The 18008-nt window shown below is 31.0% G+C and carries 16 protein-coding genes; 13 read left to right on the top strand and 3 right to left on the bottom strand.

Features of this window, described 5'->3' with window-relative positions; genetic code table 11:
* The 10 genes from QM536_06290 to QM536_06245 form a co-directional block, all read left to right on the top strand.
* On the top strand, window positions 1–282 hold a 282-nt coding region (locus QM536_06290; GenBank protein MDI9356613.1), incomplete at its 5' end, for a hypothetical protein.
* Window positions 283–364: 82 nt separating this feature from the next.
* Complete coding sequence (gene trpA / locus QM536_06285; GenBank protein MDI9356612.1) at window positions 365–1147, top strand: tryptophan synthase subunit alpha; 783 nt, start codon at window positions 365–367, stop codon at window positions 1145–1147.
* 21 nt (window positions 1148–1168) lie between these two features.
* A complete protein-coding gene (locus QM536_06280) occupies window positions 1169–2242 on the top strand; it encodes an Ldh family oxidoreductase (protein MDI9356611.1) in 1074 nt (357 codons plus the stop codon).
* A gap of 222 nt (window positions 2243–2464) precedes the next feature.
* Window positions 2465–3436: a 6-phosphofructokinase gene (gene pfkA / locus QM536_06275; GenBank protein ID MDI9356610.1), complete on the top strand. Its 972-nt coding sequence runs from the start codon at window positions 2465–2467 to the stop codon at window positions 3434–3436.
* A 158-nt stretch (window positions 3437–3594) separates the two neighbouring features.
* A complete protein-coding gene (locus tag QM536_06270) occupies window positions 3595–4617 on the top strand; it encodes a type IX secretion system membrane protein PorP/SprF (GenBank protein ID MDI9356609.1) in 1023 nt (340 codons plus the stop codon).
* Between the two features lie 131 nt (window positions 4618–4748).
* Window positions 4749–5042, top strand: coding sequence for a 30S ribosomal protein S20 (gene rpsT, locus QM536_06265; protein ID MDI9356608.1), 294 nt, complete (start codon window positions 4749–4751; stop codon window positions 5040–5042).
* A 349-nt stretch (window positions 5043–5391) separates the two neighbouring features.
* Window positions 5392–7041 carry an OmpA family protein gene (locus QM536_06260; GenBank protein MDI9356607.1) on the top strand — a complete coding sequence of 550 codons (1650 nt, stop codon included), beginning with the start codon at window positions 5392–5394 and terminating at the stop codon, window positions 7039–7041.
* 29 nt (window positions 7042–7070) lie between these two features.
* Entirely contained in the window at window positions 7071–7652 is a 582-nt protein-coding gene (locus tag QM536_06255) for a SiaB family protein kinase (GenBank protein ID MDI9356606.1), read from the top strand.
* A gap of 44 nt (window positions 7653–7696) precedes the next feature.
* Window positions 7697–8266 (top strand): hypothetical protein, encoded by a 570-nt coding sequence (locus tag QM536_06250; GenBank protein ID MDI9356605.1) that lies wholly within the window; start codon window positions 7697–7699, stop codon window positions 8264–8266.
* Between the two features lie 48 nt (window positions 8267–8314).
* Complete coding sequence (locus QM536_06245) at window positions 8315–9574, top strand: MFS transporter (GenBank protein MDI9356604.1); 1260 nt, start codon at window positions 8315–8317, stop codon at window positions 9572–9574.
* 17 nt (window positions 9575–9591) lie between these two features.
* On the opposite strand, the gene QM536_06240 is transcribed toward QM536_06245, so the two are convergent.
* The gene (locus tag QM536_06240) at window positions 9592–10371 is read right to left on the bottom strand and encodes an alpha/beta hydrolase (GenBank protein MDI9356603.1); all 780 of its coding nucleotides are present in this window, start codon (window positions 10369–10371) and stop codon (window positions 9592–9594) included.
* A gap of 717 nt (window positions 10372–11088) precedes the next feature.
* Between QM536_06240 and QM536_06235 the strand changes: the two genes are divergently transcribed.
* Window positions 11089–12207 (top strand): serine hydrolase domain-containing protein, encoded by a 1119-nt coding sequence (locus QM536_06235; protein MDI9356602.1) that lies wholly within the window; start codon window positions 11089–11091, stop codon window positions 12205–12207.
* 196 nt (window positions 12208–12403) lie between these two features.
* On the opposite strand, the gene QM536_06230 is transcribed toward QM536_06235, so the two are convergent.
* Window positions 12404–12988 carry a ribonuclease HII gene (locus tag QM536_06230; protein ID MDI9356601.1) on the bottom strand — a complete coding sequence of 195 codons (585 nt, stop codon included), beginning with the start codon at window positions 12986–12988 and terminating at the stop codon, window positions 12404–12406.
* A 6-nt stretch (window positions 12989–12994) separates the two neighbouring features.
* Complete coding sequence (locus QM536_06225) at window positions 12995–15703, bottom strand: 4-alpha-glucanotransferase (GenBank protein MDI9356600.1); 2709 nt, start codon at window positions 15701–15703, stop codon at window positions 12995–12997.
* Window positions 15704–16012: 309 nt separating this feature from the next.
* Here QM536_06225 and QM536_06220 point away from each other — a divergent pair, with 309 nt between their 5' ends.
* Both QM536_06220 and QM536_06215 read left to right on the top strand, forming a co-directional pair.
* Window positions 16013–16924 (top strand): Rpn family recombination-promoting nuclease/putative transposase, encoded by a 912-nt coding sequence (locus QM536_06220; GenBank protein MDI9356599.1) that lies wholly within the window; start codon window positions 16013–16015, stop codon window positions 16922–16924.
* A 21-nt stretch (window positions 16925–16945) separates the two neighbouring features.
* Entirely contained in the window at window positions 16946–17947 is a 1002-nt protein-coding gene (locus QM536_06215) for an adenosine kinase (protein ID MDI9356598.1), read from the top strand.
* The last annotated feature ends 61 nt before the right edge of the window (window positions 17948–18008 follow it).

Below are 18008 nucleotides of genomic sequence, written 5' to 3'. Positions count from 1 at the left end.
AAAGGTATGCTTGTAGTAGATAATTTTGTTCCAAGCGATTATTACAAACCATTTGCTATTTCTGTTAACCCAATAAAAAACGGTATTTTAAACAGTGGCTACAAATTGTTGCAATGCAGTTATCGCCCTGTTGTGGAAAATAAATATAAGTTTAAGAGAACAATAATTGTAAAAGAACTTGATGCCAAAGGCAAACCAAACATTGAATTTGATAATGTAAAGTTTGAAGAAGCAACGATGAAAAAGAAAAATAAAGTATCAACCATTAAAATATTACCATAAACTTTTTGAATATAATTTTTGCGTAAGGTGAGTATATCAGAAAAAAATACAAATAACATTTTTTATTTATTATAGAGAGAGTATGAAACAACCCAAAAGTATTGCTGATGTATTTCAGCACAAAAAAGAAAACATATTATCACTTTATTTTACCGCAGGGTATCCTTTTATAGACAGCACTCCCAATATATTGAATGCTCTGAATCAAGGAGATGTGGATTTGGTAGAAATAGGTATTCCCTTTTCAGATCCTATTGCCGATGGGGAAACTATTCAAGCAAGTAATCAAGAAGCATTAAACAATGGTATGAATCTCCCTTTACTGTTCCAACAATTAGAGGAAATGCCTACCAAACTCTCTTTTCCAATACTCTTAATGGGCTATATAAATCCTATTTTTCAATTCGGAATTGAAAATTTTTGTGAAAAATGTCAAGAATTAGGGATTTCAGGGGTGATTATCCCCGACCTCCCTCTTTTTGAATATAAAACGCATTACCAACATATATTTCAAAAGTATAATGTTCATTTTATTTTTTTAATTACCCCACAAACATCAACGGAAAGAATCCAAGAAATAGATAATCTCACGGAATCTTTTATCTATTTAGTAGCTTCTTTTGGGGTCACGGGGGCTAAATCAGACATTTATACAGCCCAAAAGACATATTTTCAACGTATAAAAGATATGCGATTAAAAAATCCTCTCTTAGTGGGCTTTGGAATTTCTAATCATACTACCTTTTCTACGGTTTGTAAATACTTTAGTGGGGCAATCATAGGCAGTGCTTTTATTGATGTGCTTCAAAAATCTAACGATTTAGATCTATCTATAAAAAATTTTGTACACAAAATAAGAGGATAATTACTTTCTAAAAAGATCTATATGGTAATCAAAAATTATTCAGATTTATATAATTTTGTCCGAGAGGTTTTTATAAAAATGGGGCATAATACTGAAGATGCTGATATATCAACAAATGTTTTATTGAGTGCAGACCTTCGTGGCATAGATTCTCATGGAATAGCCCGACTTTCTGGATATATCCGTTTGTGGGAAGAGGGACGTATCAATAGTTCCCCGCAGATTCGTGTGATACATGAGAGTATTTCCACTGCAGTTATAGATGGAGATAAAGGTTTAGGGCTTTTAGTTGCTTTCCGATCTATGAAAAAAGCAATAGAAAAAGCAAATTTGGCAGGGACGGGTTGGGTTGCCGTGAAAAATAGTAATCATTTCGGAATAGCAGGATATCATAGTATGCTTGCTTTGGAAAAAGATATGATAGGAATTGCTCTCACCAATGCCAGTCCTTTGGTCGCTCCTACTTTTTCAAAACAACGTCTTTTAGGAACTAATCCTATTTCTATTTCCATTCCCGCGGGCAAACAACATCCTATAGTAGTAGATATGGCAACTACTACTGCCTCTAATGGAAAATTAGAAGTTTTGCAAAGAAGAAATATGGAAGCAGAAAATGGTTGGTTACAAGATAAATATGGAAATATTACCACTGATGCAGAAGCGGTCAAAAAAGGTGGGGCATTACTACCACTTGGGGGAACAAAAAAAAATGGATCTCACAAAGGATATTGTCTTGGTGCGGTAGTGGATATTTTAAGTGGGGTTCTTTCGGGCGCTAATTATGGACCTTGGGTTCCACCTTTTGTGGGTTTTTTACCTATCCAAGATACTAAAGTAGGCGAAGGAATAGGACATTTTTTTGGAGCAATGCGAATAGATGCTTTTCAATCAGCAGAAGAATTTAAAAAAAATATAGATAATTGGATAGAAACTTTTAAAGCCGCTGAATGTATCAATCCCAAAGATAAGGTTCTAATACCTGGTGAACCCGAAAGAGAATTTGAAGAAAATCGACTAAAAAATGGAATACCTCTTTTAGAATCTGTGGTAGAAGATATAAAAAAAATAAGTGAGAAATTTCATATACCTTTTTAAAAATAGAACTGCATCTCTCTTATTTTGTAATATCTGACAAATATTCGATTTTTATTCATAATTTTTGATAAATCTTTGCGATAATATGTTTGTTTTTGTAAAAAAAAATAAAAATTATCTAATTTACTTTTTTGATTCTTATTAAAACAGACCATACAAAAGATTATGGAAAATAGATATATTTTAAATGGTAGATAAAATTGTAATGAGAGTAGTGATGCAATGAAAAAAATAGGAGTTTTTACATCGGGGGGAGACGCACCAGGTATGAATGCTTGCATTAGATCTGTGGTAAGAAGTTGTTTATTTCATAATATAGACCCCTATGGCATAAAATACGGTTATGCAGGTATGATAGCTGGAGATATTTATAAGATGAAATCCCTTTCCGTAAGTAATATCGTACAAAAAGGAGGAACTATATTAAAATCTTCAAGAAGCAAAGAATTCTTATCAAAAGAAGGGAGAAAAAAAGCATTTGAGCATATAAACCGCTTAGAGATAGAAGGAATCGTAGCCATCGGCGGAAATGGAACTTTTACAGGGGCAAATATATTTTATGAAGAATACGGGGTACCTATAATAGGAATACCCGGAACTATAGATAATGATTTATACGGATCAGACTACACATTAGGATTTGATACAGCCGTAAACACAGCTTTAGAGGCAATTGATAAAATCCGAGACACCGCTAATTCTCACGATAGAGTATTTTTTGTAGAAGTAATGGGAAGGCATTCGGGGTATATTGCCCTTCAGACAGGGATAGGAGGCGGATCCGAATTTGTTGTAATACCTGAAATACATATAACAATAGAAGACATGGTGAACAACATAAAAAAACTACGGGATAGCCAACAAACTTCTCTTCTTATAATAGTAGCTGAAGGATCCTCAAACGGAGACGTAAATGCTATAGTAGAAAAGATAATTCCTCATTTGCAAGAAATGGAGATACGGGTTTCTAAATTGGGACATATACAAAGAGGGGGAAACCCAACTGCTTTTGATAGGATATTAGCATCTCATTTAGGATTAGCAGCAGTAGAAGGTCTTATGAATGGACAAAAAAATGTAATGGTAGGAATAGTAGATAATAAGATTACCTTTACAAACCTAAAGATAGCAATCTCACAAGAAAAAAAAATAGATAGCAACTTATTACGCCTGATAGATATCTTACGTATATAAACCAACAACACCTGTAATTAAAATAATTTTTATAAAAATTACAGAAACTCTATAAAATATACCGTGAGTATAAAAATATATCAAGAAAGTTATATTTTTCTAAAAATAATACTATAAAAAAGAAAATACGAATAGACAGCTTTTCAATACATTACATTATGAATATAAAAAATTTAGGAATATGTTTATTTTTATTGATAGTTCAGAATGGTATAAGCCAAGATATTCAATTTTCTCAATACTATTTTTCTCCATTATATCTCAACCCCGGATTAGTCGGAGTCAATCAAAAAGGGAAAATAGGATTAAACTACAGAAATCAATGGCCTAATATAAAAGGAGGTTTTGAAACATTCTCTTTTTTTGCAGACCATCATATTGAAAAATATAACAGCAGTGTAGGTCTTTTGTTTGTCTCTAATAGAGAAAGCTTGGTAGGATTACAATCAAATACAATAGCTATCCAATACTCATATCAATTAGAACTTACTTATACACTGGTTTTTAGACCCGCAATTGAAATATCCTATAATATAAGAGATATTAATTTTGATAAGTTACTTTTTGGAGATCAGTTTGACAATACAGGGCGAATCAAATCTGTATCCGACGATATATATCATTCGGGAAGAACAGTCCAATATCCCGATGTAGCATTAGGATTTATATTTTATAGTAAATCTTTATGGTTAGGTTTTTCATACCATAATATAACAGAACCGAACCAATCTTATACTATAGGTGGAGAAAGTATTTTACCCAAAAGATTATCGCTACATGGAGGATATAAATTATACATATCCCCTAAAAATTCCAAAAACATTGAAAAAGAAATAAGCATTTCACCTTCTTTTTACTATAGAACACAAGGTAATTTTCACCAATTAGATATCGGAACGTATTTTCAGTATAAAAATATACTCTTCGGAACATGGTATAGAGGTATTCCTATCACATCATTTCAAGGATATATAAATAATGAAAGTATTATTTTTATGGTAGGAATGAATAAAAAAGCACTTACCATAGCATATAGTTTCGATTATACTATATCACAATTAGGAATAGGGGGTGGAGGAGCACATGAGCTTTCTCTTTTATATTCTTTTACCCTTGGCGATTCTAAAAAACCACCAAGACATATACAAGAACTTTTATGCCCCGTTCCTTTTATTTTTTAAATAATATATTTTTTTATACGTAATTTTTCACATAAAAAAAAATAAAATTATAAAATTTAAAAAAAATACATATAATAAAAAAATTATAAAAACATATTATATTAATCACCATACTAAAAACTAAATTAAAAATGGCAGAAAAAAAATTATTGAAAGAAGGGAAGAGAAAAAAAATCAATAAATCAGCTTTAAAAAGAATCCGATCTGGAGAAACGAGAAGATTACGAAATCGTTACCAACACAAGACAACTCGCACTCTCATAAAAAAGCTAAAAGAAACAACAAACAAAGTAGAAGCACAAGAGCTTTATAAGACAGTTTCTAGTTGCATAGATAAACTATCAAAGAAAAATATCATACATAAAAATAATGCTGCACGTAAAAAATCAAAACTTGCACATTACGTAAATACCTTATCTTCCTAATCTCATAGTATGTGGGATATATTATAACAATTGTTATGAAAAATTATATTGTATATTTTCATATACTGATATTTTTTATGAGTATTCAAAATGGATACTCACAAAAAAAAAAAATCTTTTTGAAAAAAAAGACACAATAACAAAATATATAAAAACTCTGAATATAAATCGATTTCCGAATATAAACAAGCAACAGTATTACCTTCATAAAAAAAATTTACAAAAAATTAAAACATTAGATTCTCAACAAGAATGGGAACTTCTTTTTTATGAATTAAAATTATATGTATCTCAATTTGGCATAAAAAATTTTTATAAAGATACTTACCTTATTTGGAAATTAGCAAAATTGACAGAACTTTTTGAAGGTATTAAAGAAGCAAGACCCCTCTATAAACTGGCACTACGGCATCATTATGAAGGAATAAATATTAAAGAAATAGAACTATATTATGATACACTTAATAATCAAGAAATAAATTCATACGTCCCCTTAGAATATTATTACGAATTAGTAGAGCATAGAAAAACAATAGATACACTACAACCGCCTAAAGGAGTCCTCCTTAATATGGGTAAAAATATAAATTCAAAATACGCGGACTATGCCCCTAATCTCAGTATAGATCAAAATCTACTTTTGTTTACTTCTTCAAGAGAAGAAAAACCAACAATAACATCTAAAAAAAATGAGGATATATATATATCTCAGAAAAAAAAAAATGTGTGGTCTATGGCTATAGGTATAAAAGGGAATATTAATACAAAAGAGTTTAATGAAGGATCTGCCTGCCTATCACATGATGGAAAAGTTCTTTATTTTTCTAGATGCAATTCTGTAGCCGTAGGTAGCTGTGATATCTTTACCGCTACTTTACAAGAAGATAGTATGACATGGGGAAACGTTAAAAATATTACAGAAATAAATAGTAATTTTTGGGATTCTCAACCCGTACTCTCTCATAATGACGATACTCTTTTCTTTGCTTCAGATAGACCCGGAGGATTTGGACTATCAGATATTTATTTTACATACAAAACTAAAACAGGAACATGGTTCACTCCGCAAAATTTGGGACCTATTATCAATACTCGCAAAAATGAAGTAAGTCCATTTTTTCATCCTAAACATAAGGTATTATATTTTAGTTCTAATGGGCAACTCTATAATTTTGGAGAATACGATATTTATAAATCACATAAAAAAAATAATTACTGGGAAGAACCTCAGAATATAGGTCCAATCGTGAACGGAAAAGGGAGTGAGTCGTATTTCGCTATAGATAGTGAATCTAAAAATTTATATTATGCAAGATCTATCAATAATGAATGGGCAATACAAGACCTCTATTCATTTCCATTACCGATGGAAGGAAAACCAGATGCGAATACTTCCGTAAAAGGCTCACTTATAGATGAAGATAATGGAAAACCATTCAAAGGTCTTGTATATATTATTGATTTAGATAATGGAATAGAAATAGCACCGAAGTATTTAAACCCAGACGGAACCTTTGAATTTAATTTGATAGATAAAAATAATTATCTTATAGTAATACAAGGAGATGATTTTTTTAGAATAGAAGAAACATTTTATTTGGATGGAGAATTAGATTTATATAAAACTACGAAACATATTTTAACCAGAGTAAAATTTGAATCTATAGAATTTGATCTTGGAAGTGCGATCTTAAAAAAATCTATGTATGGAGATATCAATAAGATAATAAATTTTTTATACGATCATCCAGATTTTTTTTTAAAAATAGAAGGACACACAGATAGTGACGGAAATGAAGCACAAAATATAATCTTGAGTAAAGCAAGGGCAGAAAGTATTAGAGATTATATAGTTTTGTTTGGAGGAGTAGATGAAAGTAGAGTTGATTTTGAAGGATTTGGCAGTAGTAACCCAATAGTTGAAGAAAAAAATGAAGAAAATAAATCAATAAATAGACGAGTAGAATTTCATATTTATAAAAATAAAAATATAAAATAGCACATTATTAACCGTATAAATACTGCAAGATGAATGTTATAAATTATAAAAATACGTATGATGAAAAAATAATTTTGGTTTATAAAGGCGTACTTTCATTTGATTTGGTTTCCAACATAATAGAAACCTTGGAAAAAAAATTAGATGAAATAGACGAGGATAGACAACTGAAAAAAAAATTTCATAATGTAGCTACCGAATGTATTCAAAATCTTCATTATCACATAGGAGATATCGAGTATATAAAAAATATCAACGAAGAAGTGCTCTCCGATCAGTTAAAAAAAACAGTTATCATACTTGCAACGGTTCGTAGTAAATACTATAATCTACTTACAGTAAACTACATTAGTAACGATTCATTAGAGAAAATAAAAAAAAAAATAGATCTTATTAATTCTTTAGATGAAAAATCTTTAAGAATCCTTTATAAACAATCTATGGACCAAGATTTTAGTGAAAAAGGTACTGCTGGCTTAGGATATATAGATATAGCTCGTAAAACAAACCAAAAACTTAGGTACCAATTTGATGAACTGAACCCCGATGTGTTTTTATTTACATTTCAAATACGAATTTTAAAAAATAATATAAACACAGTCAATTTATAATAGATTTTTTTATCTAATTAATAATTTTTCTTAATAGTATTACAATGGATGGATTATATAAAGTAGAAGAAGATGCCCTCAATGAGTTTGTTAGAAAATTTAATGATGATGAAATTACTAAATCTGATATGTTAAGTTTTGTCAATAATTATAGAGATCTGTTAGATCAAAATAAAGTAATGACAAAAGTAAGCGATAGATTACAACTAAAAATTAATAAAGCGAATGAAAAAATTCTTCTCCAAAACGATGAGATAAAAGAAAAAAATACAAAGCTTACAGAAGTAATAGACCAATTAATGTTAGCAAAAATTGGAAAACAAGCAGCAGGAATTATTTTATTTTTTGGACTTGCGTTATTTATTCTCGAAGAACTTTTTGTAGAACCCGTTATAGATGATTACCTACCTACAATAATCCCCGATAATCCACTTTTGACTGATAATAAAATATTAAATCTTATTCCTATCGGTATAGTACCAAAAACAATTATAGCAATTATTCTCAAGACAGGGGAAGGCAGATTAGAAAGATTTCTTACAAAAAATCAACAAAAAAAGGTAATAGAATCTTCAGGGGTAATAGAAGATGCTAAAAAAATAGAGGAAGAATAAGATGTATATTTTTTTTAAACTCTGTCTCTAAAAAATATGATTTAAAATATGACAAAACTTACAGATAAAGTATTAAACGCTACTGTATTGGTGGCATCTCTAGGATATTTTGTAGATATATATGACTTGCAACTTTTTAATATGGTGAGTAAAGCAAGCATAATGAGTAGTATAGGTTTAAATATAAAAGACGAAGCTGAGATAGCAAGATTAGATACTATTCTTTTTAACTGGCAAATGATGGGAATGCTGGTAGGGGGGATACTATGGGGAATTATAGGAGATATAAAAGGGAGAAAATCTATCTTATTTGGTTCTATCATTCTCTATTCTTTGGCAAATGTAGTAAATGCTTTTGTAACGACAGAATTGCAATACACTATAGTCAGATTTTTAGCAGGAGTCGGTTTAGCAGGTGAATTAGGCGCTGCTATAACCTTGGTTTCCGAAATTATGACAAAAGAAGCCCGTGGGTATGGGACAGTACTTTTGGTATCATTCGGTGCTTTAGGTGCTGTAGTAGCAAGATTTATGGGAAGGATATCTATTTCTATACTAGGATTGGAAAACTGGCAAATAGCTTATATTATAGGAGGCATATTGGGATTTATTCTTTTAATCCTTCGTTTTGCTACCATAGAATCAGGTATGTTTGAAAATATGAAAAAAACAACTGTGAAAAAAGAAATTTTTTTACAATTTTTTTTAAATTCTACCAGATTAAAAAAATATATATGGTGCGTATTAATAGGTCTTCCGATTTGGTATGTATTAGGAATTATAATAAAACACTCGGATACTTTCTATAAAGAAATAAATCCATCGGGGGAAATGATGAACAGAGGAGATGGAATAATGTATTCTTATATAGGATTGTGTGTAGGTGATCTCATAAGTGGGTGGCTCAGCCAATATTTGCAAAGTAGAAAAAAATTGGTTCGTTTTTACCTTTTTGGTATGATTGTGTGCATGTTTTTATTCTTTTTTATCAAAGATGTAAGTATTTATTGGATATATTTTCTTTGTTTTGTTTTTGGTATTTTTGCAGGTTATTGGGCTTTATTTGTTACTATTGCATCGGAACATTTTGGAACAAATGTAAGATCTACAGTTACGAATACCGCACCAAATTTTGTCCGAGGTGCTGTTTTTCCTATGAGTTTTCTCTACCTTTACACCGCTTCTATTATAGGTAATACCTACGGAGCATTTTTTATCGGATTAATATTTGTTTTTATAGCACTCTATGCATGTAATAAATTAGAAGAAACTTTTGGAAAAAACTTGGATTATTTAGAAAAAAACTAATGTTTGTTTACAGTTATTCAATGAGTATTTTCTATCAATAAATCCCTAATAAATTGTGCTGTTTCTTCCGGCTGCTCTAATGGGAACATGTGATTTCCCTTATAATTTATAAATTTCATGTGATGAAATGTATTCTTCAACTCTGATAGATTAAAATATTTATAACGAGTAAATTCGGATGAGTAGATGTAATAACATGGAATATCCAAAACACCTCTTCCCAATGAAAATGGACTATTCTTAAATATTTTATATTCTTCTTCCGCACTAAAAACAAGCTCTACTCCATTTTTACAAGGTTTTAATCCGAAATTTATATAATCTTGAAAACATTCAGGATGAAATTTTTTAAAAAGAGCTTTGTTTTTTAAATAGTTATAGGCTTCTTCTTTTGACGACCAATGGGTCTGTCTGTAACGAGTTCGTTTTGCTATAGGTATAATTTTACCTGATGTTCCTAAAAAACGCATTAGCAAAATAAATAATCTCAAACGAAATGTAAAAAACGGTGGGTCCATTAATACTAAATGACTGAAAAGGTGAGGATTTTGATAATATGCTCTTAAACAAATAACCGCTCCCAGCGAATGACCAACTGCCATTACTTTTTTATTTTCTTGTATAATAGGAGATAAAAATTGCTTTACCAGCGGATTCCAACTATATTTTGGATTATAGGCAGCGTCATGTCCAAACATTTCTATATATCGGACATCAAAATCGGAAAATTGAGATAAAAAATATCTATATGTTAATGCGGGAAAACCATTACTGTGTGCGAAATATAGTGTTTGCATGTGTGTATTTGTATTATATCTGTTTCTATTACGCTGTAACCAAAATTGAGAGGGTATTGTAGTGTATCTTTTATACCACCTAAAATAGTAATTATAATGAATATGTGAATAAATACCTTACCTTATATACATTTTAACACAGGTTATTCTCAAAAAATATCTTTCTAAAAAAGCAATTTCGCTTTGCTATATTTTTTTATAAGGTAATTTTTTTATATTTACACAAATAAGAAGGAAAATGATAGTATTTTTATTGCATATAATGGACGAAAGAATATTTTTTTTATTTAGCAATACATCAAAATCAAATACATAAAATAATGAAAAAGCAAAAACCGAACTTGCTTGCAAAAGTGTTATAAGGTGCTATGCTATGTATAAGTACATGTAATGCTACCAAAATTTGAAGAGGAAACTATTACCAAGGGGTGCTAAAAATTAAAATTCTAAAAACTGTATCCCTTAAAAACCAATAAAGAAATCAATTTTTAGAACCCACCCATAAAAAGACATAGTTTTATTATAAAAAATATGAGAGGCGGAACTTTTACTATGGGTTATAGATATAAGCGGTCGGTATTATTATACTGGTGAACCTACCCACAGAGTCTGGTAAGCAGCTATGCATAGGGAAATATGGGGTGACACAAGGTTTATGGAAAGCAATAATCAGAAAATGAACTCAGTAGCTATATGATACGAATTAACAAGAGCACTTTGAAAGTTTTATTAATTTTATTGATAGTTTTTTTTTATAGAAATGAAATGTATGGGCAATCAAAAAAATTCAATAAAATACAAAAAATTATTGACCATTCCACCAAAAATAATTTAATAGGTGTGGTGGTTTATATTAAAATGAATGATCAGCCAGAATGGATAGGGGTATCTGGTTATGAAGATGTAGCAAACGGTATAAAGTTACGTTTAGAAAATATTTTTTCTCTCGGAAGTATCGGAAAAATGTATAATGCTGTAGCCATCCTTACATTATGTGAAGAAAGAAAGCTAAGTTTAGACGACTTGATAAAAAAATATTTGCCCAAAGAAATTATTTCCCATATACCTAATGGGGAAGTGATAACAATAAGGCATCTATTATCCCACCAATCTGGGCTTTTCAATTATGAAAACGACCCAATACTCAACACATTATATGTGTCTGGAAATTTAAAACTTGATACATTAAGCCATCTGAACGCATTAATAAACCATTCATTTGGAAACCCTTCAAAATTTCTACCTGGTATAAAGTTTGAATACAGTAGTACCAATTATGTATTGCTTGCCATGATAATGGATAGTATTTTACCAGAAGACCATACATCTTATTTAAGAAAACTCTTGGTAAAACATGGGTATAAGCATACATTTTATAGGGAAACGCCACCCCAAAATATTACACAGCACTATGGTGATTTGAATAAGGATTCACAAATTGAAAATCTGACCCAACAGACTGTTGAAACGACAAATTGGTTTATGGGTGATGATGGAGTTTATGCACCTATTGGGGAAGCATCCCACTTTTTGCAAGATTTAATGAATGGAAAAATCTTGAATAAAGAATCCTTGAAACAAATGATGACTTGGAATAATGAAAAAAAACCTGACTATGGACTGGGTTTAATGGCAGATAAAAGTTTTCCGTATAAATTTCTATTGGGACATTCAGGGAGAGGTATTGGAACAACTACAGACCTGTTTTATTTTCCAAAACAAAAAATGACGGTAGGCATATTCTGTAATACTGGTATAAGGCAATCTTCTCCAAATATCAAAAAAGAATATTTGAAAATGCGGAATAAAATTGTAAAAAAACTTTTTCTTTTCTAAACAATTCACTTTTGTTTCATCTGCTTACATTCCATCTGTACCTTGGGAAAGATGCTGTTTTGAATATTAAGAATTATAATCAACATTGGCACTTATATCAACATTTGTGCTTATGTACGAATGATGGGGTTCTCTACCGTGTATTTTACAATGCTTGTGAGATGAACAAACGATAGGTGGAGCGGGGTTATAAAATTTATTTTTTATATTGAAAAGTTATTCGTTGGTATGGGGAGGTTCCGTGTGTATGGAGCGCATTTGTATGTTCTTTGGTGGGGTATCCTTTGTTTTTTTTCCAATTATAGAGAGGAAATTCGTTATGAAGTTTTGTCATCCAATCATCCCTGTAGGTTTTTGCAAGAATAGATGCGGCAGCTATACTGCAAAAAAGATTATCTCCTTTTATGATGCAGGTATGGGGTATTTGTGGGTAGGGTTTGAATCTGTTCCCATCTATAAGAATATGGTGTGGTTTTATTTTTATGGTATCTATAGCTCTATGCATTGCTAAAAAAGAAGCATTGAGAATATTGATCGTGTCTATTTCTTGATGGGTAGCCCATGCGATTGAGTAAGCAATGGCATCTTGTGTAATAATATCTCTCATTTCCTCCCTCTGTTTTTGAGAGAGTTTTTTAGAGTCCTTGAGAGTATTATTGGAAAAATGTTTAGGTAGAATAACGCAAGCAGCCACCACAGGACCTGCCAAGCATCCTCTTCCCGCTTCATCGCATCCACCTTCTAAGAGAGATTCATCCGAGAAATAATAAGAGCGGAGCATATAAGATTATCTTTGAGATTTTTTAATAATTTCTTGCAGCTCATTATTAAATTTTTTTTCTTTCAAAAGATTTTCTAAAGGTATATGTATTCTATATTTCCAATAATGTTCTGCAATGGCGGGTATATTTACTCTTTCTTCGTGGGGATTTGATTTTCGTATAGTCATATCCAAAGCAATAATATCTTGCATGGGAACGATAGCGAGCATGCTTTGAGAGAAGAAATGCTGATTCAGTATTTGTTTCACAATCCAAGGTTCACAAAACTGGGGGGCTTCTCCATAATTTCCTAAAATAGTATTATAGAATCTTTGGGTTTTTTGCCTGTTTTCTTCCCACCAAGAGCGTATAGGTGACATATCATGGGTAGAAGTAGTGGTAACAGAAAGATAGGGAGTATCAGATGGGTGCCAAAATTCTATTTTGGGGTTATTAGGCATTCTTTGAACTGCAAGATTCAACATTTGTAACTGCTCCATTACCTGTGGAACACACTCTGGGACCATCCCTAAGTCTTCGCCGCAGATGAGCATTTCACTGCATTCTTTGAGTATGGGCAGTTTTTGATATGCTTTTTGTTTCCAAAATTCATTGTGTCTTTTATAGAAATAATCTATATATAAAGTATCTATTATATATTTTTCATAATCACTAAGATCTTTATAGCTATAAGTGCTGTGGAGGGCTATTCGCGGGTTAAAAGACGTTCCATTCGATGCTTCATCTTCTATAAATAAGACGTCAGTATGTAACCTGTAAAGTTGGTGACAAAGCCATTCATAATGCTCTTTTTTATAAGGTTCTGCTTGTATTAATGTAGTGATGTATTGTTTTACTTGTTTTTGTGTTTTATATTCGGGCTTAAGGTGATATTCTTCGTTATTTATTTTATATAAAAATTCATTTTTAACAAATTCACTATGCTCATAAAAAATTTCAGCAAGCATATAATCCCTTATATAAGGAAAACAATACCTATGGTATTGAAAATGTAATCCTCGTTGTTCCATTTCCTGAATAGACAAGGGAATACATGGGCTAAATTTTCCTAACAATCCTTCTACTGCATGCATCGGTATTTCCCATATTCTGAAGAAACCAAGTATATGGTCTATTCTGAATATGTCAAAATAATCAGACATCTTTTGGAGTCGTTCTTTCCACCATTTATATTGTGTTTCTTCCATTTTTGTCCAATTATAAGTGGGAAACCCCCAATTTTGACCCGTAATAGAAAAATCATCAGGTGGTGCACCTGCTTGGGAATGAAGATTATAAAGAGTGGGATTTACCCATGCGTCACAACTGAACCTATATATGCCTATAGGGATATCTCCTTTCAAAACTATTCCTGAATTTCTTGCGTATTCAACAGCTTTCCGAAGTTGTTTATCTAAATGAAACTGTATGAAATAATGAATCGCTATGTCATCATAATGCTTGTGTTTTGGGGAGCAAAGGGTTTGTATTTTTTTTTCATCATATTGAGAATATTCTGCCCAGTTATTAAAATCGGGGGTTTGAAAAGAATCTCTCAAATAACAAAAAGCCGCATAAGGAATGAGCCACTCCTTGTTTTTTTGAAAAAAATCAATAAATGCTGTGTCCTGTAAAAAGATATTTTTTTCTTGTTGATACAAATACCGAAAAAATGTGTGTTTCACTTTCATCACTTCTTCGTAGGCAACAGTATCTTCTTGGTTTAAAAGTTTTTTTGCAGTTTCTAATTCTTTTTTCCGTTTTTCATTTTTGACTTCACCCATATCTTCTATATGAGCATAGAGAGGATGCAGAGCAAATACAGATATCCCTGCATATGGGTAAGAATCTTTCCAATTGTGCTGAGCGGTAGTGTCATTTATTGGCAGTATTTGTATTATTTTAAATCCTACTTCTGCAGCCCAATCAGTGAGAAGGTTTATATCTGTAAATTCTCCTACTCCTAAACCTTTTTGAGAACGAAGAGAAAAGAGAGGAACTGCTACTCCTGATGCTTTCCAAAATCCATCTGTATATCTAAAACTTTCATCATTAATAATTTGAACATTTTCTGTTTGTGTATTATTATAATAAAAAGAACGATTTACCCCCCATTCCCATGCTACTATTTGCTTATATTTGGTATCATAGAGAGCATATTTATATTCTATTGCATAATCCTCTTTGGTATCTACAAATATATCTCTCTTCCAAAATGGATAATGAGTATTATCCATAGGTAATGCTTTTTTTTCATCCCAATTACCGAGTGCTTCTGTATTTCCTATAATGCAAATGGTATATTTTTTATCTACTTTTGGATACTGTATTTGAAATCGCAGATTTGTTTTTGTATTTTTTTTTATATTATTCTGCTCTGGGGGCTTAAAGAACGCTTTTGTAAAAGGAGAAGTATTCCATATATTTTCTATTTTAGATGTGGGTCTCCAAAAATCTTTTAAAGAAATAGGTTTGCGAGGGAACTCATTGTGTAACACTCTATTCTTGCCCCATTCCCATATTTCTACATTACAACCCTCTTCAAATATAAAATACTTATATTCTATAGTTTGAAAGTTTTTGACTTCTATTTCTTTTTCCCAAGTTTCACCACCTCTAAAGTCCATCCAAAGAGCAGATTCTACCTTTCCATCCCCTAATTCAGGTATACTACCCCAAATTTTTACATTCTGCCCCCATTTTGTAGCGTAATTAATAGAAAATTTTATTTTCATTGTTTTTTATTTGCAAATAATTATTGTATGTTTGGTGGTGAATATATTGTATTGATATAATGCTCATAGAACACTTTCAATATACAAAAAAAATAACCACTCAAAGATATTTGTTTTTGCATTATAGATTTTTTGGACAATACTCTCTAAAAATGTTATAAAACTATTTACAGGGAATATATATTTTTTTTCTTTTCTGCTTCATTATAAAAAAAATGTTTATTTGCAATTGCAGAATGTTTTTTAAGACAGTTAGGACTTATATAATATATCGTTTAAAGTATCTTTTAATAAATAACAGAAAGAAAAATGAAAGCAAAATATGTAGATCCTTTTACAGACTTTGGGTTTAAGAAAATCTTTGGTGAAGAAGCGAGTAAGCCATTGTTAATGGATTTTCTGAATGCTTTATTGCCGAATGAAGAGAAGATAATAGATTTGACGTTGAAGAATAATGAACATTTGGGACAGGGATTTGTTGACAGAAAAGTCATTTATGATATTTACTGTGAGAATCAAAAGGGAGAAAAGTGTATTGTAGAAATACAAAAGGCAAAGCAAAACTATTTCAAAGAGAGAACAGTTTATTATTCCACTTTTCCCATAAGAGAACAAGCAGAAAAAGGAGGATGGGATTTCCAATTAAAAGCGGTCTATTGTATAGGAATCTTGGACTTTACTTTTAACGATTACAAAACAGAATCTGAAAAAAAAGAAGTAGTGCATACCATACAATTAAAAGACCAACACGGTAAGACATTTTATGATAAGTTAACTTTCATATATCTTGAAGTTCCTAATTTCAAAAAGACAGAAACAGAACTCACAACCCGTTTGGATAAGTGGTTATATTTTATTAAACACTTAGAGGATTTTCAGACCATTCCAACCATTATAGGGGATGAGATTTTTACTCATGCATTTGAGAAAGCATCGCTTGCAAAATTCAGCGAAAAAGATATATATAATTATGAAATGAGCTTGAAAGGTTATAGGGATTATTATAATACCATTGACTACGCTTTTGGAGAAGGAAAAATAGAAGGAAAAATAGAAACGAAAGTTGAATCGGGATTAGAAATGTTAGAAGAAGGTATACCAGGGACAACCATTCAAAAAGTTCTAAAACTCACAGATACACAAATGCAAGTGCTCACGACGGGATGGAAAAATAAACTCCCTGTGGTAGAAATTATAAATGCTTTAGTAACATTACCATAAAAAATAATACATATACATACCATGAAAAAAAAAAAATACGATGTTTTTGGGATAGGGAACGCAGTAGTAGATGTGGTGGTTTCCGTAGAGGATAGTTTTTTAAAAAAGTATAACATTGAAAAAGGAATTATGACTTTGATAGATGCAGAGAGGCAAAAACAACTTCTGGATTCTTTGTTTATACAAGAAGATATGATGCAAGCCGCTGGCTCCTCTGGAAATACATTAATAGGATTACATCAATTTGGAGGAACAGCTTACTTCGCATGTAAATTAGGGAATGACCATTTTGGAAAATTCTACCTAAAAACACTGAAAGATTATAAAATAACAACAAATATGAGAGACGATAACACTTTTGATGAACCCACAGCAAAGTGCTTAGTTATGGTGACCGAAGATGCCCAAAGAACTCTGAATACATTTTTAGGAACAAGTGCTACTTTTTCAAAAAATGAAATCAACCAAAATGAACTTATACATGCAAAATACCTCTACATGGAAGGTTACCTTGTTTCTACCGACCTCGGATTAGATGCTATGAAATATGCTAAAAATATTGCAGAAAAATCAAACGTAAAGACAGCTCTTTCATTCTCCGATACCAGTATGGTAAAATATTTTAGCAATAGGTTAGAAGAAGTTATTGGAGCTTCCGTAGATGTATTATTTTGTAATGTAGAAGAAGCTCTCATCTATACAAAAAAAAACTCTCTTTTAGAAGCAAGAGAAGAACTAAAAAAAATAGCAAAAACATTTGTAATTACTATGGGAGCAAATGGCTCTATGCTATTTGATGGTGATACTTTTATTGATATTGAACCATACCCTGTTATAGCAGTAGATACCGTAGGAGCAGGTGATTTATTTGCTGGAGCGTTCCTCTTTAGTATTACTCATAAACATTCTTTCATAGAAGCAGGAAAAATAGCAAGCTTAGCATCTTCAAAATTGGTAGAAACATACGGACCAAGAATTACAGACAAACAAGTAGAATTTATATTACAACATATACATAAATAAAGTTTAATGAACAAAAAATCAGTCATAATCCCGAATCCTATTTATGATGTATCGTTTCGCT

This window comes from Chitinophagaceae bacterium, from assembly GCA_030053935.1.
Taxonomy (GTDB): domain Bacteria; phylum Bacteroidota; class Bacteroidia; order Cytophagales; family JASGCU01; genus JASGCU01.
This window is presented reverse-complemented; position numbering and strand designations above follow the sequence as displayed.

Excerpts from the sequence above, each read along its gene's own strand:
- trpA (MDI9356612.1), top strand. The coding sequence starts at position 365 with ATGAAACAACCCAAAAGTATTGCTGATGTATTTCAGCACAAAAAAGAA.
- QM536_06225 (MDI9356600.1), bottom strand. The coding sequence starts at position 15,703 with ATGAAAATAAAATTTTCTATTAATTACGCTACAAAATGGGGGCAGAAT.
- QM536_06255 (MDI9356606.1), top strand. The coding sequence starts at position 7,071 with ATGAATGTTATAAATTATAAAAATACGTATGATGAAAAAATAATTTTG.
- QM536_06250 (MDI9356605.1), top strand. The coding sequence starts at position 7,697 with ATGGATGGATTATATAAAGTAGAAGAAGATGCCCTCAATGAGTTTGTT.
- QM536_06240 (MDI9356603.1), bottom strand. The coding sequence starts at position 10,371 with ATGCAAACACTATATTTCGCACACAGTAATGGTTTTCCCGCATTAACA.
- pfkA (MDI9356610.1), top strand. The coding sequence starts at position 2,465 with ATGAAAAAAATAGGAGTTTTTACATCGGGGGGAGACGCACCAGGTATG.
- QM536_06220 (MDI9356599.1), top strand. The coding sequence starts at position 16,013 with ATGAAAGCAAAATATGTAGATCCTTTTACAGACTTTGGGTTTAAGAAA.
- QM536_06280 (MDI9356611.1), top strand. The coding sequence starts at position 1,169 with ATGGTAATCAAAAATTATTCAGATTTATATAATTTTGTCCGAGAGGTT.
- QM536_06215 (MDI9356598.1), top strand. The coding sequence starts at position 16,946 with ATGAAAAAAAAAAAATACGATGTTTTTGGGATAGGGAACGCAGTAGTA.
- QM536_06245 (MDI9356604.1), top strand. The coding sequence starts at position 8,315 with ATGACAAAACTTACAGATAAAGTATTAAACGCTACTGTATTGGTGGCA.
- QM536_06230 (MDI9356601.1), bottom strand. The coding sequence starts at position 12,988 with ATGCTCCGCTCTTATTATTTCTCGGATGAATCTCTCTTAGAAGGTGGA.
- rpsT (MDI9356608.1), top strand. The coding sequence starts at position 4,749 with ATGGCAGAAAAAAAATTATTGAAAGAAGGGAAGAGAAAAAAAATCAAT.
- QM536_06270 (MDI9356609.1), top strand. The coding sequence starts at position 3,595 with ATGAATATAAAAAATTTAGGAATATGTTTATTTTTATTGATAGTTCAG.